Source organism: Bradyrhizobium sp. RP6, assembly GCF_003837805.1.
Lineage (GTDB): Bacteria > Pseudomonadota > Alphaproteobacteria > Rhizobiales > Xanthobacteraceae > Bradyrhizobium.
In genome coordinates, this window is sequence record NZ_RQIT01000002.1 from 780,345 (window position 1) to 802,366 (window position 22,022).

General features: G+C 62.9%; 26 protein-coding genes. 16 read left to right on the plus strand and 10 right to left on the minus strand.

Annotated features, from left to right (window positions below; translation table 11 throughout):
* Positions 1–4: 4 nt before the first annotated feature.
* Positions 5–1,312: a M15 family metallopeptidase domain-containing protein gene (locus EHH60_RS08680; protein WP_124159010.1), complete on the minus strand. Its 1,308-nt coding sequence runs from the start codon at positions 1,310–1,312 to the stop codon at positions 5–7.
* Positions 1,313–1,362: 50 nt separating this feature from the next.
* Between EHH60_RS08680 and EHH60_RS37985 the strand changes: the two genes are divergently transcribed.
* From EHH60_RS37985 to EHH60_RS08695, 3 genes are all read left to right on the plus strand, one after another.
* Positions 1,363–1,773: a hypothetical protein gene (locus tag EHH60_RS37985; protein ID WP_245454434.1), complete on the plus strand. Its 411-nt coding sequence runs from the start codon at positions 1,363–1,365 to the stop codon at positions 1,771–1,773.
* A gap of 169 nt (positions 1,774–1,942) precedes the next feature.
* Entirely contained in the window at positions 1,943–2,197 is a 255-nt protein-coding gene (locus EHH60_RS08690; protein WP_124159011.1) for a hypothetical protein, read from the plus strand.
* 200 nt (positions 2,198–2,397) lie between these two features.
* Positions 2,398–3,318, plus strand: a complete 921-nt coding sequence (locus EHH60_RS08695; protein WP_124159012.1) for a DMT family transporter — start codon at positions 2,398–2,400, stop codon at positions 3,316–3,318.
* 6 nt (positions 3,319–3,324) lie between these two features.
* On the opposite strand, the gene EHH60_RS08700 is transcribed toward EHH60_RS08695, so the two are convergent.
* A complete protein-coding gene (locus tag EHH60_RS08700) occupies positions 3,325–3,675 on the minus strand; it encodes a zinc ribbon domain-containing protein YjdM (RefSeq protein ID WP_124159013.1) in 351 nt (116 codons plus the stop codon).
* A gap of 110 nt (positions 3,676–3,785) precedes the next feature.
* Complete coding sequence (locus EHH60_RS37470) at positions 3,786–3,959, minus strand: hypothetical protein (protein ID WP_018644642.1); 174 nt, start codon at positions 3,957–3,959, stop codon at positions 3,786–3,788.
* 167 nt (positions 3,960–4,126) lie between these two features.
* Between EHH60_RS37470 and EHH60_RS08705 the strand changes: the two genes are divergently transcribed.
* From EHH60_RS08705 to EHH60_RS08730, 6 genes are all read left to right on the plus strand, one after another.
* Positions 4,127–4,579, plus strand: coding sequence for a pyridoxamine 5'-phosphate oxidase family protein (locus EHH60_RS08705; RefSeq protein ID WP_124159014.1), 453 nt, complete (start codon positions 4,127–4,129; stop codon positions 4,577–4,579).
* Positions 4,580–4,696: 117 nt separating this feature from the next.
* A complete protein-coding gene (locus EHH60_RS08710; RefSeq protein ID WP_124159015.1) occupies positions 4,697–5,056 on the plus strand; it encodes a c-type cytochrome in 360 nt (119 codons plus the stop codon).
* A gap of 212 nt (positions 5,057–5,268) precedes the next feature.
* Positions 5,269–5,673: a VOC family protein gene (locus tag EHH60_RS08715; RefSeq protein ID WP_124159016.1), complete on the plus strand. Its 405-nt coding sequence runs from the start codon at positions 5,269–5,271 to the stop codon at positions 5,671–5,673.
* 62 nt (positions 5,674–5,735) lie between these two features.
* On the plus strand, positions 5,736–6,401 hold the full coding sequence (locus EHH60_RS08720; protein WP_124159017.1) for a cell envelope biogenesis protein TolA: 666 nt from the start codon (positions 5,736–5,738) through the stop codon (positions 6,399–6,401).
* 279 nt (positions 6,402–6,680) lie between these two features.
* Positions 6,681–6,827, plus strand: coding sequence for a hypothetical protein (locus EHH60_RS37990; RefSeq protein WP_245454435.1), 147 nt, complete (start codon positions 6,681–6,683; stop codon positions 6,825–6,827).
* A gap of 177 nt (positions 6,828–7,004) precedes the next feature.
* A complete protein-coding gene (locus EHH60_RS08730) occupies positions 7,005–7,283 on the plus strand; it encodes a hypothetical protein (RefSeq protein WP_124159018.1) in 279 nt (92 codons plus the stop codon).
* Positions 7,284–7,432: 149 nt separating this feature from the next.
* Here the strand turns inward: EHH60_RS08730 and EHH60_RS08735 are convergent, their stop codons facing one another.
* The 4 genes from EHH60_RS08735 to EHH60_RS08750 all read right to left on the minus strand — a co-directional run bounded on the left by EHH60_RS08735 (position 7,433) and on the right by EHH60_RS08750 (position 12,264).
* Complete coding sequence (locus EHH60_RS08735; protein WP_124159019.1) at positions 7,433–8,227, minus strand: transglycosylase SLT domain-containing protein; 795 nt, start codon at positions 8,225–8,227, stop codon at positions 7,433–7,435.
* Positions 8,228–8,475: 248 nt separating this feature from the next.
* Positions 8,476–9,681, minus strand: a complete 1,206-nt coding sequence (locus EHH60_RS08740; RefSeq protein ID WP_124159020.1) for a calcium-binding protein — start codon at positions 9,679–9,681, stop codon at positions 8,476–8,478.
* 258 nt (positions 9,682–9,939) lie between these two features.
* A complete protein-coding gene (locus EHH60_RS08745; RefSeq protein WP_124159021.1) occupies positions 9,940–11,142 on the minus strand; it encodes a calcium-binding protein in 1,203 nt (400 codons plus the stop codon).
* 339 nt (positions 11,143–11,481) lie between these two features.
* The gene (locus tag EHH60_RS08750) at positions 11,482–12,264 is read right to left on the minus strand and encodes a class I SAM-dependent methyltransferase (RefSeq protein ID WP_124159022.1); all 783 of its coding nucleotides are present in this window, start codon (positions 12,262–12,264) and stop codon (positions 11,482–11,484) included.
* A gap of 108 nt (positions 12,265–12,372) precedes the next feature.
* Between EHH60_RS08750 and EHH60_RS08755 the strand changes: the two genes are divergently transcribed.
* From EHH60_RS08755 to EHH60_RS08775, 5 genes are all read left to right on the plus strand, one after another.
* The gene (locus EHH60_RS08755) at positions 12,373–12,639 is read left to right on the plus strand and encodes a DUF2312 domain-containing protein (RefSeq protein ID WP_025575662.1); all 267 of its coding nucleotides are present in this window, start codon (positions 12,373–12,375) and stop codon (positions 12,637–12,639) included.
* 62 nt (positions 12,640–12,701) lie between these two features.
* On the plus strand, positions 12,702–13,472 hold the full coding sequence (locus tag EHH60_RS08760) for an ABC transporter ATP-binding protein (RefSeq protein ID WP_245454436.1): 771 nt from the start codon (positions 12,702–12,704) through the stop codon (positions 13,470–13,472).
* A 241-nt stretch (positions 13,473–13,713) separates the two neighbouring features.
* Complete coding sequence (locus EHH60_RS08765; protein ID WP_349629060.1) at positions 13,714–13,995, plus strand: flavin reductase; 282 nt, start codon at positions 13,714–13,716, stop codon at positions 13,993–13,995.
* Between the two features lie 206 nt (positions 13,996–14,201).
* Complete coding sequence (locus tag EHH60_RS08770; RefSeq protein WP_245454438.1) at positions 14,202–15,890, plus strand: amidohydrolase; 1,689 nt, start codon at positions 14,202–14,204, stop codon at positions 15,888–15,890.
* A 27-nt stretch (positions 15,891–15,917) separates the two neighbouring features.
* Positions 15,918–16,259, plus strand: a complete 342-nt coding sequence (locus tag EHH60_RS08775) for a 5-carboxymethyl-2-hydroxymuconate Delta-isomerase (protein ID WP_124159023.1) — start codon at positions 15,918–15,920, stop codon at positions 16,257–16,259.
* 28 nt (positions 16,260–16,287) lie between these two features.
* On the opposite strand, the gene EHH60_RS08780 is transcribed toward EHH60_RS08775, so the two are convergent.
* Genes EHH60_RS08780 through EHH60_RS08790 form a run of 3 tightly spaced genes read right to left on the minus strand, consistent with a single transcriptional unit; the run spans position 16,288 to position 18,701 of the window.
* The gene (locus tag EHH60_RS08780; protein ID WP_124159024.1) at positions 16,288–17,082 is read right to left on the minus strand and encodes an IclR family transcriptional regulator domain-containing protein; all 795 of its coding nucleotides are present in this window, start codon (positions 17,080–17,082) and stop codon (positions 16,288–16,290) included.
* Between the two features lie 60 nt (positions 17,083–17,142).
* Positions 17,143–18,381: an NAD(P)/FAD-dependent oxidoreductase gene (locus tag EHH60_RS08785; protein WP_124159025.1), complete on the minus strand. Its 1,239-nt coding sequence runs from the start codon at positions 18,379–18,381 to the stop codon at positions 17,143–17,145.
* Positions 18,378–18,701: a 2Fe-2S iron-sulfur cluster-binding protein gene (locus EHH60_RS08790; protein WP_124159026.1), complete on the minus strand. Its 324-nt coding sequence runs from the start codon at positions 18,699–18,701 to the stop codon at positions 18,378–18,380. Before EHH60_RS08790 ends, EHH60_RS08785 begins: the two co-directional genes overlap by 4 nt.
* A gap of 218 nt (positions 18,702–18,919) precedes the next feature.
* Here EHH60_RS08790 and EHH60_RS08795 point away from each other — a divergent pair, with 218 nt between their 5' ends.
* Positions 18,920–20,605, plus strand: a complete 1,686-nt coding sequence (locus EHH60_RS08795; protein ID WP_124159027.1) for an amidohydrolase — start codon at positions 18,920–18,922, stop codon at positions 20,603–20,605.
* Between the two features lie 57 nt (positions 20,606–20,662).
* Entirely contained in the window at positions 20,663–22,021 is a 1,359-nt protein-coding gene (locus EHH60_RS08800; protein ID WP_124159028.1) for an aromatic ring-hydroxylating dioxygenase subunit alpha, read from the plus strand.
* Position 22,022: the final 1 nt, after the last annotated feature.

A 22,022-nucleotide genomic window follows, 5' to 3' on the forward strand; every position in this document is an offset into this window, starting at 1 on the left:
GGGTTCAGGTCGCGGGCTTGAGGGCCGATTGCGCCGATTTCTGCTGCTTGGCCGGGGTCTTCTGCTCGCGTGCGGCGTGCGCCTTAGGCGGCTTGCCGCTGGCGGCAGCCCGCGTCTTCTTCGGCTTGACGTTCGCGGCTTCCTTGCTGTCGGTCGCAACGCCGCGGCGCGAGATGTATTCCTTCCCGTCGATCGGGCCGACATGCGGCGGATCGCGGCCAAGATAGGGGCGGCCGATGCCGAACGCCTTGCCGTTGGCGTCGACCCACTTCCACAGGATCTCGGTCGAGACCCAGCGCTGCGCGCGGTTATCGCCCTGGGTGCTGACGATGTCGGCCGCCATGCCGTGGCCATAACCACCGCGCGTACTGCCGCCATGATAGGAGCGGTCGGAGGCGGCCTTGAGGCCGCTCGCGATCGACTGGCGATAGTCGTCGCGGAATGCGCTGGTGATGCCGGGCGACAGGCCGGCGGCTTCGGCCGCGAGCAGCGTGCGGAACAGCTTTTTCTTGAAACTCTTGTCCATGCCGCCGATGACGTAGTCCATCATCGACATGCCGGCGCGCTCGGCCGCCTTCGGATCCTTCCAGCCGAAGTCCTGATCGACAAGCTTCGTGAAGCTGCGCATCACCGTGACGGTCTTGCCCTTGCGCTTGACGGTGACGGCGCGCCGTTCCTGAACCTTGATCGTGTCCTCCTTGGCCGTGCGTTGATAGAGCGCCCAGAGGTAGCGGTCGATGCAGGCCTCCATGACGAAGCATTCGTCGAGCACGGCGACGGTGTCCGCCGGCGGCGAGGCCTTGCTTGCGGGCGTGACGGGGCCGCTCGCGATTGCCGCAGGCGACAGTGCGTCCGTCGTCACGATCTCGGTGGGATCGGCGGATGCGAGCTTGACGGGCTCTGGCGCGGGAGCAGGGGCAGCCTCGCCGACGATGGCTTCCGGTTCAGGCGAAATCTGCGGCGCGGGCGCCGCTTCTGTCGGCAGGATCAGTGCCGGGTCGGCCGAAGCGAGCTTGATGGCAAAGGCGAGCCCCTCCGGCGTTTCCTGCGCAGTCGCCGCCGGGGCAGGCGCCGCAGCGACGGCGGCGGCGATGTCGGCGGTCAAGGCGATGCCGTCCTCAATCGTTGCAGCGCGCGGCACGTCGGCGAGGTCAAGGCGACCGACATCCTTGACGTGCGAGACAGCAGCCGCATTGGCACCGCTGTTCTCGATGAGGGCAGGCGCATAGGCGGAAAGAGACAACACCAGCCAGCCGGCGAGAACGGCTGAGGGACACGATACCGCCACCAGAAGAGACCGCCGATCGTTCATGATCCCCTGCCTCCAAACGGTTCTGTCCGAACCATCTTGTTCGAACAGTCATGATGCAAACAGTTGACGAAACAGTCTTGCACGGAAAGGCACGCAGTTCGTCGATTGTTCGGGGGATGGTGTGGCGGCGCAATGGCGCAATCGGCGGATGCGGGCTTTTCGCGCTGGGTGTTGCCGAGCTGCAACGCGCGGTTCCACCCGGTGCTTTGCCCGAGGCCGTGCCGCAACTTTGCGGTCGCTGCCGCGTTGGAGGCGCCATGACGCATCCCACGCTTCGTCCCATGGACGCCTTCGATCCCGCCGAGCCCGCCATCCTGCACGATCGTCTTTCGGATACGATCATCACCTGGACGGCCGATCAGGCCGATGACTATCGCCGCTCCAGCAGGCCCGGCGGGGACGGAACCGTGGCCTGGAAAACCTATCTGTTTGATGGTTGGGGCAACGTGCTCGGTGGCTGAGCACCGCCCACGGAAACGCCATGTCGCCGCCAGCGTGATCCGCCCAAGACCTTGTACGCATTAGGCATATCGCCATGCGCCGCGCGCGATGTTGCAATGCAACAAGACATGTCGCAATGCAGCAAAACACGCCTAAATAGGCTCCGACCTTCCCCCTCGGAGCATCACCATGAACAAGAAGACTTTGTCGATCGCCGCCGCCATCCTGACCATCGTGGGCGGCACCGCCGCTTTCGCTGCCGAGTTGCCGACCTACGAGGCCAACGGTCTGCCGGTCTCCCCGCTGCAGGTGCGCGTGCTCGGTGCTCAGCATGTCGAGCAGCAGGTCGCCGCGCCCACCACGATCGCCTCGGTCCACCAGGCGAAGGTGCTCAGCCCCCGCAAGGTGACGACTGCGGACGTGACCACGGGCGCAGCCCGCTAAGCCTACGTTCGCCTGAGGCAGGTGGGATCTCGCGCTGACCGAGATTTCGCCGCCTCGTGCGGCCCTTGACACGCCGCCGCCGCACGATCATTGCGTGTGCGGCAATCACCGTCCTAACGCGGCATCGTCGCGATGCCTGCGTGCCAGTCCTGCAGCCGCGTGGGTTGAGCGGCTCAGCGCGCCGACATATCGCTTGATCCATGGATCAGCGGACGAGCGGTGCTGACGCTCTCACTCAGAAAAATGACGCAGCGCCGGCACTGCTCGGCGTGGTCTGCGGCCTTGCCGCGGCGCTGTTCTGGGCGCTCGGCTTTGCCGCCACGCGGCACGGCCTCAAGATCGGCTTCACGCCGATCGACCTGCTGGTGCATCGCTATGTCTGGTCGGGAATCGCGTTCCTGCCGCTGGTCGCGCGTGCGGGCATCTCCGATCTCTGCGGCATCGGCTGGCGCAGGGGCCTCGTGCTGATGGTGCTCGGCGGCCCCGTGATGTCGCTGATCTCCTACACCGGCTTTTTGTTCGTGCCGCTCGGCCATGGCAGCGTGATCCAGCCCTCTTGCGCGACGCTGGGAGGCCTCCTGCTCGCGGCGGTCGTGCTGAAGGAGCGGATCTCCGCTTCGCGCCTCGCCGGGGCGATCGTCATCGTCGGCGGCCTCGGCGTGATCGGCGCGGAATCGATCGGCCATATCGGCACCGACGGGGTGCAGGGCGATCTGATCTTCGTGCTCACCGGGTTCATGTTCGCCGGCTTCGGTGCGGCTTTGCGCCGCTGGCGCGTCTCCGCCGTGTCGGCTGCGCTCGTGATCAACGTGCTGTCGCTGCTGCTGTTGCCGCTCTACGTCGCAACCGTGGGCCTTGCCCATATTGCGGCGATCGGCGTGACCGAGAACGCCATCCAGGCGCTGGCGCAGGGCGTGCTTGCGGGGCCCGCCGCGCTCTATCTCTATGCCGTCTCGGTCCAGCGTCTCGGCGTGGCCCGCGCCGCGGTGTTTCCGGCCTGCGTGCCGGCGCTGACGCTGCTCACCGGCTGGCTGCTGCTCGGGGAGCCGCCGACGATGTTGCAGACGGCGGGACTCGTGACGGTGCTGTGCGGATTCTATCTGGCCCAGCGGCAAAGCTAGCGGACCTTACGCCTTCCGCACGAACTCCGACTTCAGATTCATCGCGCCGATGCCGTCGATCTTGCAGGCGATGTTGTGGCCGTCACTGGCGTCCTGCAGGCGGATGTTGCGCACCTTGGTGCCGCCCTTGACGACCGAGGACGAGCCCTTGATCTTGAGATCCTTGATCACGATGACGCTGTCGCCGTCGGCGAGCACATTGCCGTTGGCATCGCGCACGCCCGCATCCTGCGCCGTGTCCGGGGCTGCTTCCGCCGCGCCGCTCCATTCATGGCCGCATTCCGGGCAGACCCAGAGATCGCGGTCCTGATAGGCGTGCTCGGAGCTGCAGGCCGGGCATTTCATCGTGTCGGTCATGTCTGTCTCGTCTCAACGGTTCGTGCGCGGCGCGACCGTAGAGACGGGAACCGGGAAAGCAAGGAAAAGCTGCAAGCCGCGCCGGCCGCGGCTCGCCTGCCGGTGCGATATCACCGAAACAGCGCGACGAAGATCACGTAGAGCCAACCCAGGATGCCGTGGATGATTGCCCACAGAATCGAATGGTTGTTGGTGTAGGAGATCGCGATGGCGAGCGCCGAGCCGAATCCCACGCCGTATTTGGCGCCTTCGACCCGGACGCCGTAATAGCGATTGCCGTTCATGGTGATGCCTCCTGCACCGTAACTGAGCGCAAGCCTAAGCGGTCGCCGTGATCCTGGCGAGCGGCATGATCAATGAGCCAACGTCGCCCGCGCGGGATTGAGCAGCGTCAACGGCATTGCGCGTGAGGGTCGTATCCTCTTGGGAAATGACCACCGGAGGCCGTGCGATGGACAATATGCTCAGACAAAAAATCCAGGCCCTGCTGGACCAGCACCGCACGATGCGGATCGCAACCATTCGCCCGGATGGCTGGCCGCAGGTGACGACCGTTGGCTATGCCAACGAAGGCTTCACCATCTACTTCCTCTGCGGCATCGACAGCCAGAAGGCGCAGAACCTGTCCCGGGACGACCGGGTCTCGCTGGCGATCGACGACGACCCGGCGCAAGTGATGGAGATCACCGGCCTGTCCATGGCGGCGCGGGCGGTGGCCGTGACCGATCCGGCCGAAGCCGAGAAGGCGATCGCGCTTTTGATGGCGCGCTATCCCGAGCAGAAGGCCTCCGGCCTCACCGTGCCGAAACCTTCAGAGGTGCGGCTGATCCGTCTCACACCGACGGTGATCTCGCTGCTCGATTATTCCAAGGGATTCGGTCACACCGACCTTGTGACGTGCTGAGGAGGTGGGCGGCAAGCTGCGAAGGCGAGAGCGGCCATCCGCCCCTCGCTTGAGGCAGATCAACTAGGCCTTCCGGTGAAAATCTAGGCTGGGCCGATGATTCAGTGAGGTCTGGCCATGTCGCACACTGTTCGAATCTACATCGGCATCGTCATCCTGATCGCCTTGTCGGTGCTGTTTCTCTTCAGCGTCGTCCACACCGCCGCGGGGGCCCCAAGGCCCGGCTCGCGCACGATCGCGGAGGGACATCGCCTGGCGCGGGCCTGGTGCCAAACGTGTCACGCCGTCGAGCCGCACATGACCGGAGTGTTCGACGAGGCCCCGAGCTTCCAGTCCATCGCGGAACGGCACGGCACCACCGCGCTGTCGCTCAAGGTGTTCTGGCGGACCAGCCACCAGAACATGCCGAACCTGGTGATCTCGCCGGAACAGGCCGAGGCGCTCTCGGCGTATATCCTGAGCCTGAGGGGCGATTGAAGGCCCGGCCAGACGATATCTGCGAAAACAACCCCATGCACAGTAGACATCGCCATGGAATCATTCGGGATTTGATTTGACTTCGATAATACCGAATTACGTTTGGCCTGTCGCGCAAAACAGTTGCATGATGTCACGGTGGAGTCCCCTCGACGTCTCGGCGTTTGGTGCGTAGCTTCCGCTCATCCGGAAACCTCGCCGACGAGCCCGCCATGACCTTCCTCCTCAACATCGACGTCCCGGACGTCGGGACAGCCACGACCTTCTACACCGAAGCGTTCGGCCTGACGGTCGGCCGCCGCTTCGGCGCCGACTTCGTCGAGCTCAACGGCTGGCCGGCGCCGGTGTATCTGTTGACCAAGCAGGCCGGTACGATCGGCGCCGGCGGCGATCGCCGGCGCTACCAGCGGCACTGGACGCCGGTGCATATCGACGTCGTCGTTGACGACGTCGAGGCCGCCGTGGCGCGTGCGCTCAGTGCGGGTGCGATCCTGGAGGCGCCCGCGCGCGATGCGCCCTATGGCCGGATCGCGATGCTAGCCGATCCGTTCGGGCACGGGTTCTGTCTGCTGGCGTTCAGCGAGAAAGGCTATGACGCGTTGTTGGGAAGTTCGTAGTTCGCGACCGGACTGCGCCTGCTACGATCGCCAGCGGACAGCGAAGCCAGAATCAGGGCGGCATGCCAAAAGAAGCGAAAAGCAGATCGACGAGGAAACTCAAGACCTACCAGACCTCGCTCGGCTTCTACGATCAGGCGATCGCCGCGCCCTCGATGAAGGCGGCGCTGCAGGCCTGGGGCGCCAGCTCCAACCTGTTCCATCAGGGCGTCGCGAAGGAGACCGAAGATCCCGATATCGTCGCGGCGGCCATGGCGAAGCCGGGTGTCGTGCTCAGACGTCCGGTCGGCTCGAACGGCCCGTTCACCGAGAGCGCGGAGCTGCCGACCGATCTCGGCGAGAGCGAGGCCAGATCCGGGAGCAAGCGCAATGGCAGGTCGAAGAGCAACTCGCGATCGAACAGGCGCACCATAAAGCCGGCACGGAAGGCATCGCGCAAGATCGACGATCAGGCGGCGCGCAAGGCTGCCGCGGCATTCGAGAAGGAAGAGCGACGGCGCGAGGACGAGCGCCGGAAAGAGGAGGCCGCTCGCGCCAGGGAGCGCCGGGAGAAGGCTGTCGCGACAGCGCAGGCGGCGCTGGATAGAGCGAGGCGGGAGCACGAGGCGCGGGCGGAGGAGATCGAGGCCGAGCGGATCGCGCTCGACGAACGCGCCGAGGCCGAGCAGGGCCGCTGGGACAAGCAGCGAATGAAGCTGGAGCAGGCGCTGCGTCGCGCGCGCGAGTAGGGTCCGCGAGCGCCGATCCACCGTGCATCGCTTCGCCCAGGCAGCAAGATCGCGGTTCCATCCCTATATGAGGTGAAGCCCCATATTGGTCTGTAGTGCCTGAAAAGCCCTCGAAATCTGCAATGCCGAAATCGCAAGACTCGATGATCGCCAGATCGCGCCGCGCGGCGCCGGTCCTGGTATGCCGAAAGTGCCGACGAGGGCGGCGACGTCAGGCGTGCGCTGAAGTCCGAACTCAAGGCGAGCAAGCGCGACGGTGGCAAGCCGGCAAAGCTGGTCATGACCGGATGCTTCGGCCTTTGCCCGAAGACTTCGATCGTGCTCGCGAGCGGCGCCAGCCTCTCGCGACAGGAATATGTGCTGGTCGCGGATCGCGCTCAGGTGCCGCGGGCGCTCGCGCTGTTGGATGATGAAGGCGGCGCGTGAGGCTCGCGCGCGGCCGACGCTTGGCCGTGGCATGCCTGCTGAGACAGTCCGGAGCTTCGTTCGCAACGACGCAGGGCGTTGGAAGAGTGGGATCGGTCATTCCCGCAAAATTCGCGCGCGAATTCGCTTGCCTTGCTGTCCGTCCTTTTGCACTCTGGCGGCAAGGAGACCAATGTAATGAAGAAAATGACTATCGCCTACGCGCTCGGAACGGCCCTGGTGCTGAGCGGCCTTGCAACATCGGCTGCCGAAGCAAAGCCGCGGAAGCAAGTGGTCCGTGCACCGCAGGAGAGGCTGATCGTCACGGCGCCGGTGCTGCGGCCCACGCCGTGGGACTACAACATCATTCCCCGCTACCGGTATCGCCCGGAAGACGACAAGGTCGATCCCTACGGTCCGCCGCTGGTGCCGTCTTACGTTCGTTACGAGGGATGGCGCTGGCCGTATTGGTGGTGAAGGCCACCGAACGCGGCTCATTGATAGGTGCGTAGGGTGCGACGGCGCAAAGCGCAGTTCGCGTAGCGTAACCCACCACTTCTGTTACCGGAGAAAAGAGGTGGGTTACGCCAGCAGCCGCACTTTGCGTTTGTGCAGCCTAACCCACCCTAAGGATCCTCCGCCGCAAGCCGCAGAAACTGCCGCTTCATCGCATTGACCCTGGCGAGATAACCCGCGACGAGGTGATCACCGCAACGTTTCCCCGCGATCATCTGAAACTTGCGCCGCACATAGGCCGCTGCTGGACCCGCGCCGCAGAGATGGATGAAGGCGGCCAGATCCTGCTTCTGCTGCGTGCTCGCCTTCACATCGCCCGCGAGGGTGAGAACCACGGCCACCTGGCGGTCCAGATACACCGAGGCCAGCTCGACGGCGTGGCTCGGGATCGTACGGATGTAGAAGCCCGTGAACCCGCAGCCGGTCTGCGTGACCGCGTTGCCGCGGACACAGAACCGCGCGGCCTCCGCGAAGGCCGGGTCGGTCATCTGGAACAGGCCGACCGCGCTGGAGGCAGGCCGGTAGATCGCCAGCGGATTGAAGCTCCATCGCCAGCGCCAATAGGTGCGCGCCACCGGATTACCCGAGCTCTCGACCTGCGCCAGCGCGGCCAGCAATTCCGGCGTGACCGTCGCGGTGGAATGATTGCGGAAGAGGGGCCCGTATCTCGCCCAGGTCTCCGCCGGCTCCTTGTCGAGGACGTTGCCGATGAGGACGAACAACTCGGTCGGCTTGCGGATCAACTGATAGGCGATGTTCACAAGCGCGAGAGCCGCAAGCAACACCGCCACGCTGCCTGCGATGCGAACCATCCGCGGTGCGCGCGCGAACCTCGTTCGCACCCACCGGGCGCCACGCCGAACGCTGCGAAGGCTGGGCAGGAGGCTCTTGCTTTTCGTTGCCATGGCGTTGTGAGCGTGCAATTGCAGGAAACTGTGGACCTGGTTGACGCTGTCTACCCGACGTGAACCGAAACCGTAGCTTCCGCATCTTGAGAACGGCTCCAGGGCCATCCTTCGGCGGCCGTTTTGGGCGGGCTCCCCAGGACAAGGCCGTTCTAGAAGAAAACCCGCCTCGCCGGCGGGTTTTTGTTCTCTGCGAAGGAGCTCGTTGTGGATCAGTATCGCCTCGCTTTGCTCCCGGAGCAACCTGCTCAGATGAGGAAGTCGATCGGGTGCAGGCTCGCGGTCTGGACGCCGTCGAGCGTGATCGAATCGCTGGCGGAGAGATGAATCACGGCGTCGCCCGCGGCATTGTCGCTGATCAGTTTCGACAGCGCCGCCCAGTCCGCAAACCCGTAATCTTGCACATTGATCAGGTCGTGCTCGGTCACGGTGCTGCCGACCGCCTTGTTGCCCTGGTCGAAGTCGGTGATCAGGTCGTTGCCGGAGCCGGTGTTGAAGACGAAGGTGTCGCTGTTGCCACCGCCGGAAAGCTGGTCATCGCCGGCGCCGCCGTTGAGGATATCCCTGCCGCCGGTGATCGAGCCCGGCGTGGCGGGGGCATAGCTCGCGGCATCGCCATAGAGGTGATCGTGAGTTGCCCCGCCGGTGAGGATATCGTTACCGCCTTGGGCATTGCCGGACATGGTCGGTGCATCGCCGTAGAGCTCCGGGTGCGCAAAGCGGATGGTGTCGACGCCATCAAATTCGAGTGTGAGAATGTCATTCCCCCCTCGGGCATTGTCGGTCAGCGAGGTCACCGAATCTCCGTAGCCAAATCCGCCAGTCATGACGACCTCGGTGCCGAAGGTGAAGGTGATGTTGTCGTTGCCGCCATGCGCATCGCCACCGATGGGGCCGATGGCATCGCCGCTAGCCGTCGCAAAGCCCTGCAGGGTGTCCACAGTGATATCTAGCGTGTCATTGCCGCCCTGCGCCGTGCCGGTCATGGAACCGCCGGCATCGCCGGCGTACACATTGTCGTAGCTCCGCCAGCCCACCGCGCCGGTGATGACGTCGCTGCCGCCATGCGAATTGCCCGACATGTCGCCGACGACGTCGCCGAAAGCATGCGCGTTGGTGTACAGCGAGTCGTCATCGACACTGATCGTGTCGTTGCCGCCCCTGGCGTCATCGGTCATCGCCTGGGCATCGCCGACCACCAGGGCTGCGTTCCAGCCGTAGTTGAAGTTGACCGTGAGCGTGTCGTTGCCGCCGCGGGAGTGGCCATGCAACGTCGTGTCGTCCTCACCGAAGATCGTGACCTCTGCTTCGGGTTGGCTGATGGTCGCCGTCACGGTGTCGTTGCCGCCCCAGGCGTCCGTGGTGGTCGGAAAATTCGGGTCGCCGTGGATGGTTTCGATTTGACCAAACTGGTCGAGCAGGACGTCGATGGTGTCGTTCGGCAGATATTGCATGGCGTAACTCCCATTTCATTTGTCGGAAGCCGGTCTGACGCCTGCCGAAGTTTTGCAGGACGCGTTGTTGACCAGGCTTCACGGAGACGAATCTAGTTCTGGTCGATGGCAGGGGTTTGCTGGAATTCGGGACAGAGTTCGATGGCGGTGAAGATTGCCAGCGCCGCGCGACGGGAACCCGTCATCGTCCCGTTGCAATCTCCGATGTCGCCCCCTGTGCGCCACGGGGCGACAATCGCCGCTTTTCGATTCGATTCCTCAGATGATGAAGTCGGTCGGATGCAGGCTCGCCGCCTGGACGCCGTCCAGCGTGATTGCATCATGGGCCGACAGATGGATCACGGCATCGCCGGCGGCGTTGTCGCTAATCAGGCTGGACAGCGCCGTCCAGTCGGCAAAGCCGTAGTCCTGCACGTCGATCAGATCGTGCTCCACAGCGGTGCTGCCGACGGCCTTGTTGCCCTGATCGAAGTCGTTGATCGTGTCGTTTCCGGAGCCGGTGTTGAAGACGAAGAGGTCGCTGTTTCCCCCGCCCCACAACTGGTCGTCGCCGGCTCCGCCGTTCAGCGTGTCGATGCCGCCGGTGATCGAGCCGGGAGATGCGGGTTCATAAATCCGCGCATCGCCATACATGAAGTCCCGGCCGGCGCCGCCGTTGAGGATATCGTTGCCGCCATGGGAATGACCCGTCATGATCGGCGCGTCGCCGAACAGCGACGAGATCGCATCCGCGTACTGGCCCTCGATCTGGACGGTGAGGACATCGTCGCCGCCTTGGGCAAAATCCATCAGGGACGTCGACGAATCCCCCGACAGGGATGCGCCGGAGATGGGGCTGTCGCCGTTCAGCGTGACGGTCAGACTGTCGTTGCCGCCTTGCGCAAGGCCGCGCAGGGCACCGATGGCGTCGCCGCTGACAGTCGCCCCGCCGTCCGTGGTGAGCACGCTGACGTCGAGCGTGTCGTTGCCGCCGTGCGAGGTGTCGATCATGGAACCGCCGGCATCGCCGGCGAACAGGTTGGCGCCACCGCGCCACCCGATCGAGCCGGTAATGTCGTCATGGCCGCCCTGCGCATTGCCCGACATGTCGCCCGCGACATCGCCGAAGGCCGAGACAGTGGTGTAGACCGTGCCATAGGCATCCGCGACGATGGTGTCGTTGCCGCCCCTGGCGTCGTCGATCATCGATTGGGTATCGCCGACCACGAGACCGGTGTTCCAGCCGCCGCCGATGTCGGCAATGAGCGTGTCATTGCCGCCTTGCGAGTGACCAAGCAGCATCGTGTGGTCGTCGCCGAAAATCGTCAGTCGGGTATTGAGCTCCGTGACGGTGGCCGTCACGGTATCGTTGCCGCCCCAGACGTCCTTGGCTGCGGGAAAGCCGGGGTCTCCATAGACGGTCTCGATCTGACCAAACTGATCGAGGGCGACGTCGAAGGTGTCGTTCGGCAGATGCTGCATGGCGTAACTCCCATTTCATTGTCGGAAGCGAGCCTTACGCCTGCAGAGTTTCTTGCAAGTCGCGTTGTTGACCACGCTTCGTGGGAGAAATCTACCTTTGGTAGATGGCGGAGATTTGTAGGAATTCGGGAGAGAGTTTGATGGCGTGCATGGAACCGCGGCGGCGTTCGTCGAGACCGCCTCGGCAAGATGGCGCCTCCCGTGAAGGTTTGATGATCCATCTCCAGCGCGCAGCATAGGTACAGCGAAGAAACCCATCATTTTTGCTCGATCAGGGTGATGATGGACTTTGCTTCGCTCCACCCTTCCTAGGGGCTGTCGTCCTGCTTCCTCACATCCTCAGCCCGGCTTGCGTCCGCTGATCGCGTGGGCGCGGGCGCTGCAGGTGATGCGGCCATCCGTGTCAGCGGGCAGGCGCGCCCTCACGCGCTGCATGAGCTGGGCGACATCGGCCGCCGGCATGGCCGCGATCACCGGCGCGGTGGAGGGGGCCTTCGTCTCCACGTTCCAGAACTCGTCGAAATCGCGAAACGTCCGCTGCACGGTGATCTCGCGGGTCTCGATCTGCTGCAGCCCGGCCGCGGGCCAAAGCTTCTGAAGCGCGGCAAGCGTGGACACCTCCATACGCGGTGGACGCGTCGGCGACAGCCCTATCGCGTGCATCTCATCGAGGATCGGATCGAGCGGAAATCCGCCGCCCAGCATGTCCCACATGTAGGTCGCGACGAGGCCGCCGGGACGAACGACCCGCACCAGTTCCGCGATACCTTTCGACGGATCCGGCACGAAGACGAGGACCAATGCCATCACTGCGGCATCGAAACTCGCCGTCGCAAAGGGCAGTGCCATGGCATCGCCCGTTTGAAACACGGCGCCGCGCGCGCCGGGACGCGAGCGGGCAAAGGCGAGCTGTCCCTCGGAGGGATCGGTGCCCTGCAGGTCGCTGGGGGCGCAACGTGCCAGGATGAGCTCGGTGAAGGCGCCGCTGCCGCAGCCGACATCGATCCAGCGCAGCCCTTGCGCAGGCCTAAGCCAGTCGAGAAAGACCTCGCCGACCGAACGGCTCCAGACTCCCATCACCTGCTCAGAGGCGGCACCGTCATCGAAGCGAAGCTCGGGCATGGAACGGCTCCCTCGGCGCTCTTCATCAGGCTATGCGCGGGGGCGAGGTTAACACATTGGTCATTTCTTTGCGGTCATTTTCACGACCTCAGTCAGCAAAGAGGCACCATGTCCGACATCACCATTCCCGGCGGCAAGATCCGTTCCTTCGTCGAGCGGATCGAGAACCTCGACAGCGAAATGCAGGAGTTGAGCGAACAGAAGAAGGAAGTCTTCGCGGAGGCCAAGGGCGAGGGCTTCGACGTGAAGATCCTCAAGGAGATCATCAAGCTGCGCAAGGAAGACAAGAACGAGCGCGACGAGCGCGAAAGCCTGCTCGACCTCTACATGCGCGCGATGGAGACGGCCTCGCCGGAGCAGGCGAAAGCGGCGTGAGACGATCGGTCTGATCGGCGAGGAGATGGCCGCGATCGGAGGATCTCGCGCTCTTTCCGCATATGAGTGTCGCCAACAATATCGCCTACGGTCTGAAGACCCGCGGCATCGACAGGAAAGAGATTGCGCGCCGGGTCGACGAGGCTCTGGCGCTGGTGAGGCTGGACGGATTCCGTGACCGCAAGCCGCGGCAGCTATCGGGCGGTCAGCAGCAGCGCGTCGCACTGGCGCGCGCGCTCGTGATCAAGCCGAAGGTGCTCTTGCTCGATGAACCGTACTCCGCGCTCGACAAGAATCTGCGCGGGTCGATGCAGGTCGAGCTGAAGCAGATCCAGCGCGAGCTCGGCGTCACGACGATCTTCGTGACCCACGACCAGGGCGAGGCGCTGTCGATGTCAGACCGTATTGCGGTGATGTCGGCGAGGCGGATACGTCAGATTGCCGCGCCTGGTGATGTCTATTGCCGTCCCGCGGATCGCTTCGTTGCATCCTTCGTCGGGAATGTGAATGTTCTCACCGGATGTCTCGTCGAGCGGCGCGGAGAGGCCGCGACTGTTTCCGTCGGCGACATGCGCCTGGAGGTTCCGGCGGCGCCGCTCGCGAAGCTTGCCATCGGTGACGATGTGGACGTCTTCATTCGGCCGGAGCATCTGGCCGTGACGTCGGGAAGCACGCCGGGATCGTTGCGTGGAACAGTGACGACACAGGTCTTCCAGGGCGATCACATCGATCTCTACATCGAAGTCGCCGGCGTTGCGCGCGCGCCCGTCCTGCTGCGCGCGCCGGGGATCGCGGCCTTGTCGTCCTGCCCGGCCGGTGCCGAATCCGTCTGATCGTGGGGTCTGACGATGTCGTGGCATTTCCCCCCGAAGCGCGCGAGTCGTGAGGCGCGTAGCCATGGGCGGGCCGCGCCTTATACGCACGAGGCTTCCTGCGGACCATGCGATGGGCGCGGGGCGCTCAGGCAGGCACTGCGCGTCGCCTTCGCATGGCGGGCTTGGTTGGGTGATCGTGATGCGCAACAAGGCGGTGTGCGTCAATGTGCTCTCGGCGAGGCACGAGTAACTGTCCCGCCTGTTCGGCGGCAAGGTGCCTGCCGAAGAGCGGTTCGCCGCCGCGGATTGGTCGACACTCGCAACGGGTGCGCCGGTGCTGGTCGACTGTGCCGCCGCGTTCGACTGCCGGATTGCCGATATCGTCAATGTCGGCACGCATGATGTGCTGTTCTGCCGGGTCGTCGCGCTGCAAAGATCGGGCTGCACCGACAATCTGATCTATTTCGGCCGCGCCTACCACGCGATTGGAGTGATCAATCCGGCTGAAGCTGGTCCCAAATCGGCTCTTGGCCGATCCTGATGGGCCGGCGGCTATCGCCAGCCGTTCCAGTGGCCTCCATGTCATGGAAAAGAATCGTCACGCGGTCGCTCAGCGCGTTCCTTACTGTGCAGCTGCAATCTGTCGTCCTGGACGATCGCCATCTTTTTGACAATTGCGAACCGGAGTCGTAAAGACGACAAGTACGAACGAATGTTCGGTAGTCGAACTGACAACAAAATGGATGGATGATGGATTTACGTGGCCATAGTGCCCGCGGCGCGAACCGCAGCGAGTCCATCGGCACGCCGGACACGATTTACACCAACGGCAAGTTCCTCAAGGTTGACCCGCTGTTTGGCGTGGCGAGCGCGGTCGCCGTGCGAGACGGCCGCTTCGTCGCGGTCGGCAAGATCGATGAAATGTCTGCGCTCGCGGGCCCGAACACGGCCGTTATCGATTTGGGCGGTCGAACCGTCCTTCCGGGCCTGATCGATACCCATGCTCATGTCGAGCAGGCGGGATTGATCAGGTACACGGTGCAGCTGAACGACGTCACCACGGTCGAGCAGGCATTGGCTCGTATCGGGGAGCACGCTGGCAGATTGCCCAAGGGGAAATGGGTGCGCGGTGCACAATGGCACCCGGTCTCGCAATTGGCCGAAAAGCGCTTCTTGACGCGCGAGGAGCTCGATCGGGCCGCTCCCCACAATCCGGTGTGCTTGCCGATTGGCCACTTCACTCTCGTCAACTCGCAGGCATTGGCCCTCGCAAAGATAACGAAGGACACGCCTGATCCGGATGGCGGGATCATCCATCGCGACAAATCCACCGGCGAGCCGAACGGTACATTGGAGGAGGCCGCGGAGGACCTTGTTCACGGCCTTCTGCCCGAATGGTCGGACGAGGATCGCGATGAGCAGATGAAGTTCGCGATGCGATACTTCAATCAATTTGGGCTGACCTCCGCAATTAGCGCGGCAGTCGATCCCGCAACCTTCCGCGCCCATCAGCGAGTCCGGCAAACCGGACATGCGTCTTTGCGCATCAGCGCCATGTACGCGCCGACGGGCGGTCTCAATCCCAGCATGACGATCGAAGAATGGGAGCTGTTCTTCTCTCGCATCGGCGCAGCTTCAGACTTCGGCGATGATTGGTTGAGCTATTCCGGCGTCAAGCTTCAGATCGACGGCGGGATGACATTGCGAACAGCCGCGATGCGGGACGGTTACCCCGACGATCGCGAATACAAGGGGACCATCGTTATCGAGCCATCCAGGTTCAATGCCCTGGTTGCAGCGGCCAATCGCTATGGCTGGCGCGTCGGTGTCCACGCCGTTGGGGACGCCGCCATCGACCGTGTCATGGACGCCTACGAGCTCGCGGATGCTGAGAGGTCGATCAAGGGAAGGCGCTTTATCGTCATCCATGGCAGCCTTATGCGGCCAGATCAAATGCTGCGTGCCAAGAAATTGGACGTGCGTGTCGACGCGCAGACCTCGTTCCTCTGGGACAAGGCGGCTGTCGTGGCGAAATTTCTCGGCAAAGATACCGCCGATAGGGCCTTCCCCATGCGAACCATGATCGACGTCATGGGCTTGAACTTGATTGGGCAAGGTACCGACTATCCGATCAACCTCCTAAATCCATTCGTCAATATGTATGTCATGGTGACCCGCCGCGACAAGAATGGCGACGTGTATGGAGAAGGAGAACGGATCAGCCGGAAGGAAGCTATCCAGCTCTACACGAGCGCAGCATCTCGATATTCGTTTTCAGAGGACAAAGTCGGATCGATAGAACCGGGCAAGTATGCCGATATGGTCGTTCTGTCCGACGATATCATGACGATTCCGGAAGAAGGCATAAAGGACATCACGGCTGTGCGGACCATCGTTGAGGGGCGAACGGTCTACGACGGTGGGGTCATCTCATGAACGCGACCTGAAAACGAGAATAATGTCATGCCGCACCTGGTGATCGAATATTCGGAAGGGGCGCTCGCTCGCGACGACGTAGCAGGCTTGATGGAAGCGGTCTTTGAAGCCGCTTGGCGAACGGGGATCATGAAGGCGGAGGACGTCAAGGTGCGAGCGTGCGTCTACAACGATTTCCTGGTTGCCGGGAAGCGTGACAGCTTCGTGCATCTGTCGGTCTACTTGCTCGAAGGTCGGTCGCCCGACCAGAAGGTCGAGCTGAGTACGAGCCTTCGACGGACGATGACTGAGCGATGCCCGGATGTGGTCAGTATAAGCGTGGATGTCCGTGATATGGACCCGGTCGCCTACAAGAAACGGCTGAAATGACGGGGGCTCGCCGAAAGGCGGCAGCTTCTCAGACGAGCAGGGGCTGCGCGGCGAGGGACATCTCTTTGAGAAGAGGCAGGAAGCGATCGATCATCTCACCGGTCGTGATGCGATCGACATGAGCCCCAATATTTGCGGCTGCGATGACTGCGCCATCGTAGCGGCGAATTGGCACCGATATCGACCGAAAGCCCTCTTCGGCTTCCTGATCGACAAGGCTGTACCCTTTGGTGCGGTCGGCAATGATTGTCGCAATCACTGCCGATTTGTCGACCAGCGTCGACTGGGTCTGAGCCGCCAGCTTCATGCCGTCGACCGTTCTCGTCAGCTCGTCGTTGGCCAATCTGCCCAGCAGAACGCGTCCCACTGACGTGCAGAAAGCCGGCAGTCGATATCCTATGTCCAGTCCCGTCGAAAATACCCGCGCCGGACTCGAACGGGCGATGAAGACGACCTCTTCGCCATCCAGGATCGCAAGGGAGCAGACCTCCTTGGCCTTGCCGGCGACCTCGTCCATCAACGGCTGCATCACGGTGCTGATTTGGTTCGACGTCAAATAGGCCGAAGCCAAAAGCAGCACCCTGGGCGTAAGCGAAAACAACCGCTCGTCGCCCACGACGAATCCGGATCTTACGAGGGTCATCAGGATCCGGCGCACCGTCGCCCGCGGAAGATTCGCGCTCTTAGACAGGTCGCTGAGGGTCATTGGACGGCGATCGATGCCAAATGACTGTATCACGCGAAGACCCCGATCCAGGGTCTCGATGAACTCGCTTCCCTCGCGCGCCTTTTCCTCTTCTTCCGTACGCTTCAGTCTGGGCATTCTATTGGGCGGTCCCTGTCGGCGGCCTCTCGAAAGTGAGAACCATCACAAATCCGCGGGCTAGGCGCCAGCCTTGTCTCCGGCTGTCACCAGGGATTTGAGGTCAAAGGAAGGATCTGCGGCTTGCTCCGGTGCAGGGGAGATCCCCGCGGCAATCAGGCGTCGGGCTGCCATTTGCTCGCCTGGCCGGTTGACGGTGTCCACCGCGACCAATCGGCCCTGGCGATAGTAGAAGACCGAGAACCTTCCGTCGTCGACCGCACCTCGGACCGCCTGCCGATCATACTGTCCGGCCAGCCCGACAATCTGCAGTTTGACGTCGTATTGGTCGGACCAGAACCTCGGCACACTCTCATAGGGCGCTCGAGTCCCGGCGATCGCAAATCCGGCGGCCTTCGCTTGATCCTGGGCGTTTTGCACCGATTCCAATCTGACCCAGCTTTCGCAAAAGCGGTTGAAGTGGTTGGCGCAGTCACCGGCCGCGAAGATGTCCGATGTTTCGGATTGTCCGTGCTCGTCAACAACGATTCCATTCGTGCATCTAAGCCCAGCCGAGCGCGCGATCTCGTCATTGGCGACACCGCCAATCCCCACCAGCACCAGGTCGGCGCGGACACTGGCACCGTTGCCCAGCACGACAGCGGAAACTTTTCGATCGCTTCCTTTGAAGGACGTAATCGTTTCGTTGAGCATCACGTCGACGCCAGCCCGCACATGCGTATCAAGAAGAAAGGCCGACAAGACCGGCGAGACCGCACGCTCAAGCAGGCGGCTGCTTGCTTCCACGACGGTGACCTTCTTGCCCAGCTTTGCCGCGGAGGCCGCAACTTCCAGCCCTATAAAGCCACCCCCGACGATGACGATCTCCGCGGCATCGGCCAGACGTGCCTTCAGGTCGATCGCATCGTTCACTGAACGCAGATAGAAGATCCCATCGAAGTCCGCGCCCTCGACCGCGATGCGCCGCGCGCGCGAGCCTGTGGCGATGAGGAGTTTTTCAAACTCCAGAGCTTTGTCGCCGGCCAGAGTGACCTGTCGCGCGCGCAAATCAAGCAGCGTGGCGCGGTGCCCAAGAACGAGATCGATCTGCTTGCCTTCGAAAAAGGTCTCGTCGCGCAAGATCAGATTTTGCTCGCTGATGCGCCCGAGAAGGAAGTCCTTGGATAGCGGCGGCCTCTGATACGGCAACCACTCTTCGTCGCACACAATGGTGATGGGCTGAGAATAGCCGGCGTCACGAGCAGTGAGAGCGGCTTGAACCCCGGCATATGAGGCGCCGATGATGACCAGTCCCGTCATGACTGCCTCGCCGGCACATGGACCACCAACTCATCGAGAGGGGGCAGCACCTTCAGCTGGCAACTCAGCCGACTGTTCGGCCTTCGCTCTCCCGACACGGCGGATAGCAACTCGAGCTCTTCTTCGTCCGGCTGGGGGAGAGAGCTTGCTTGTTCTTCATCGACGTAGACGTGACAGGTCGCGCAATCGAGACTGCCGCCGCATTCGCCGTCGATACCGTGAATACCGTTGCGAACGGCCGCGAGCATCACGCTCAGGTCGCGTCCGACCTCGATGGATTTTTCGCTGCCGTCCCGCTGGACAAATCTCACTCGCGGCATCCGACCTCAATTCCTTTGCAGTTGTTCGTTATAAGAACATAAGTTCGTTCATCGGTTACAGCAATTCTAAAAACCTCTCAATCTCGATCTGGTTGGCGCCGATGCGGTTGCATTGGGCAGAGGTTGCGGAAATATTTTGCTTGCTAGCTCGTCACATTGGAGTCATTCTGATGTAAACCGACCGGTTGTTCGATTACCGAACAAACAAGGAAGGCGCGATGAAGCTGACGACGGCGATCCTCGGAGTTGTGCTGACATCAAGCGCGGCATTTGCCCAGCAGCAGGAGCCCAACGCCCCCTCGCTGGCCTTGATCAACGGCAAGATTCTCACCATGGACGGTCAGTCAAAGGTTGCGGAAGCGCTTGCCGTTCGCGACGGAAAAATCTTGGCCGTAGGAGACACCGCGACGATCAAGGCGTTGGCCGGAAATCGCACCCGCACGATCGACTTGCAGGGCAAGACTGTCATTCCCGGGCTGATCGACACGCACGCGCATTTCAGGGCCGCCGGTCTGTCCGACTACGTCGTGAGTATGAGCGGCGCCAAGACTGTTGCGGATGCCCTCGCAAGCATCAAGCAGTTCGTGGCGAAGAAGAAGCCCGGCGAGTGGATCATCGGAAGCGCCTGGCATCCGCCGTCACAACTCGCGGAAAAGCGCTACCTCACACGTCAGGAGATCGATGGCGTCGCGCCGAACAATCCGGTCTATCTGCGGACCGTTGGCCACTTCTCGATGGCCAATTCGATGGCGTTCGAGAAGGCCGGCGTAACCAAGGCCGCGCCAAACCCAAGCGGCGGATCGTTTGAGCGCGACAGTGCCGGTGACCTGACCGGCGTTCTGGTCGAGACGGCGATCGATCAGGTCGAAAAGGCCGTTCCGGAGTGGACCGCGGACGACGAGTTTCGCCAATTCAAGCTCGCGGAAGGTGTGCTGAACTCGTTCGGGATCACCAGCGCCGTAGAAGGGGCCACCTCGCCCAGGGACATCGCGGCCCTGCAGCGAGTGGCGCAGGCGGGTGAAGCAACGCTACGGGTCGGCCTCATGTGGCGCCCGGAGCCCCCCGCCGAGAACGCGGCCTGGGAGGCCATCATGCAAGGCAATGGCGCCTCGTCGGGCTTTGGCGATGACTGGCTGAAGTTCGCCGGAATCAAGATCCTCTACGATGGCGGCATGACGCTCAAGACGGCGCTCATGCGCGAGGCCTATCCAGACTCGCATGATGACTACCACGGCATTGCCCAGCAATCGCCGCAACGTCTCAAGGAGCTGCTGTCCATTTGCAATCGCCACAACTGGCGCGTGGGTATCCATGCCGTCGGCGACAAGGGCATCGACCAAGTCCTTGATGCATTCGAAGCGGCCGACAAGGAAAAATCGATCAAGGATCGGCGTTTCGTCCTGATCCATGGAAGCTTGATAGTGCCGGAGCAAATGGAGCGCGCGAAGCGCCTCGGTGTCAGAGTCGACTTCCAGAACGTGTTCATGTGGGACAAGGCGGCGACCGTCGAGCGCTTCCTGGGTGCGGCGGTCGCCAATCGGGCCGTGCCCACCAGAACTCTCATCGAGAAGGTGGGGCTGAACAGCCTCGGCGCAGGCACCGACTTCCCGGTGAACACGATCAATCCCTTCATCAATATGTACATCATGGTGACCCGCAAGGATCCCGCCGGACGCGTTTATGGAGCGAACGAAGCCGTCAGCCGCGAGCAGGCGCTGCGCCTCTACACCAGCGCGGCATCGCACTACATGTTCGAGGAGAACGAGAAGGGGACGATCGAGGCGGGAAAACTGGCGGATCTGACCGCGTTGTCGGCGGACCTCATGACGGTCCCCGAGGAGCAGATCAAAGACATCAAAGCCGACCTGACGATTGTCGGCGGCAAGATCGTGTTTCAGCGTTAGTCCGCGTCCCGATAGCCGGAGGACGCATCTCGAAGCCGGAGAGAGGAGATCCAAGTCATGATGAGCCAAGAGCAGAACGACCTCATTACCCGCGTCGGACCAAAGGCGCCCGCGGGAAAGCTGATGCGGATGTATTGGCAGCCTGCTGCACTTGTCGACGAACTCGAGGAGGGGCGCCCGATCAAGGCCGTCAAGCTTCTCGGTGAGAACTTCGTTCTGTTCAGGGACGAAACGGGGCGCTATGGCCTGCTCGATCGCGACTGCCCGCATCGGGGCGCCGACCTTGCCTTCGGCCGGCTCGAGAACGGTGGTCTGCGCTGCGCCTTCCACGGGTGGCTGTTTGATGCCACGGGACAGTGTCTCGAGACGCCCGCCGAGCCCGCAAACTCCTCGCTCTGCAAGAACATCAAGCAGCGGTCCTATCCTGTCCTGGAGAAGGGGGGAATCCTGTGGGCGTATTTGGGTGAAGGCGAGCCGCCGGCGTTTCCGGAGATCGACTGCTTCGCCGCGCCGGGCGAATACACCTTCGCCTTCAAGGGCCTGATCGAATGCAATTGGCTGCAGGCCCTGGAAGTCGGCATCGACCCGGCTCACGCCTCGTTCCTTCACCGGTTCTTCGAGGATGAGGATGTATCGGCGGCTTACGGCAAGCAGTTCCGCGGTGCGTCGGCCGACTCGGAGATGCCCATGACGAAGGTCCTGCGCGAATACGACCGGCCGATCATCAACGTCGAGCACACTGAATACGGCCTGCGGCTCATCGCCTTGCGAGAAATCGACGAGCAGCGCACCCACGTTCGCGTCACCAACCAGCTATTCCCGCATGCGTTCGTCATTCCGATGAGCACGGAGATGACGATTACCCAGTGGCATGTGCCCGTCGACGACGAGAATTGCTATTGGTATGCGATTTTCACCAGCTACGCCGCGCCCGTCGACAAGGCGAAAATGCGCGCCCAGCGCCTCGAGCTTTACGAATTGCCGGAATACCGCTCGCGGAAGAACAAGTCGAACGACTACGGCTTCGACCCGCACGAGCAGGCGACCGAGACTTACACCGGCATGGGCGCGGACATCAACGTCCATGACCAGTGGGCCGTCGAGTCGATGGGCGCCATTCAGGACCGGACGCGTGAGCATCTCGGGCAATCCGACAAGGCGATCATTCAGTACCGCCGGCTGCTTCGCCAGGAGATCGAGAAGGTGGCCTCCGGGGGCAAGCCGCTGTTGTTCCTCGACGCTGCCAGCGCGCGCAGCATCCAGGGGCCGGCCACAATGGACGGCATCGGTCCGACGAAGGGCTGGGAAACCTACTGGATGGAAGTGGACGTCAAGCGCCGTCGGGGCGCTCCCTGGGCCGCGCCGGTGCCCGCCGAGCTCGCCAAGAAGGTGCCTCACCTGACCGCCGCCGAATGAC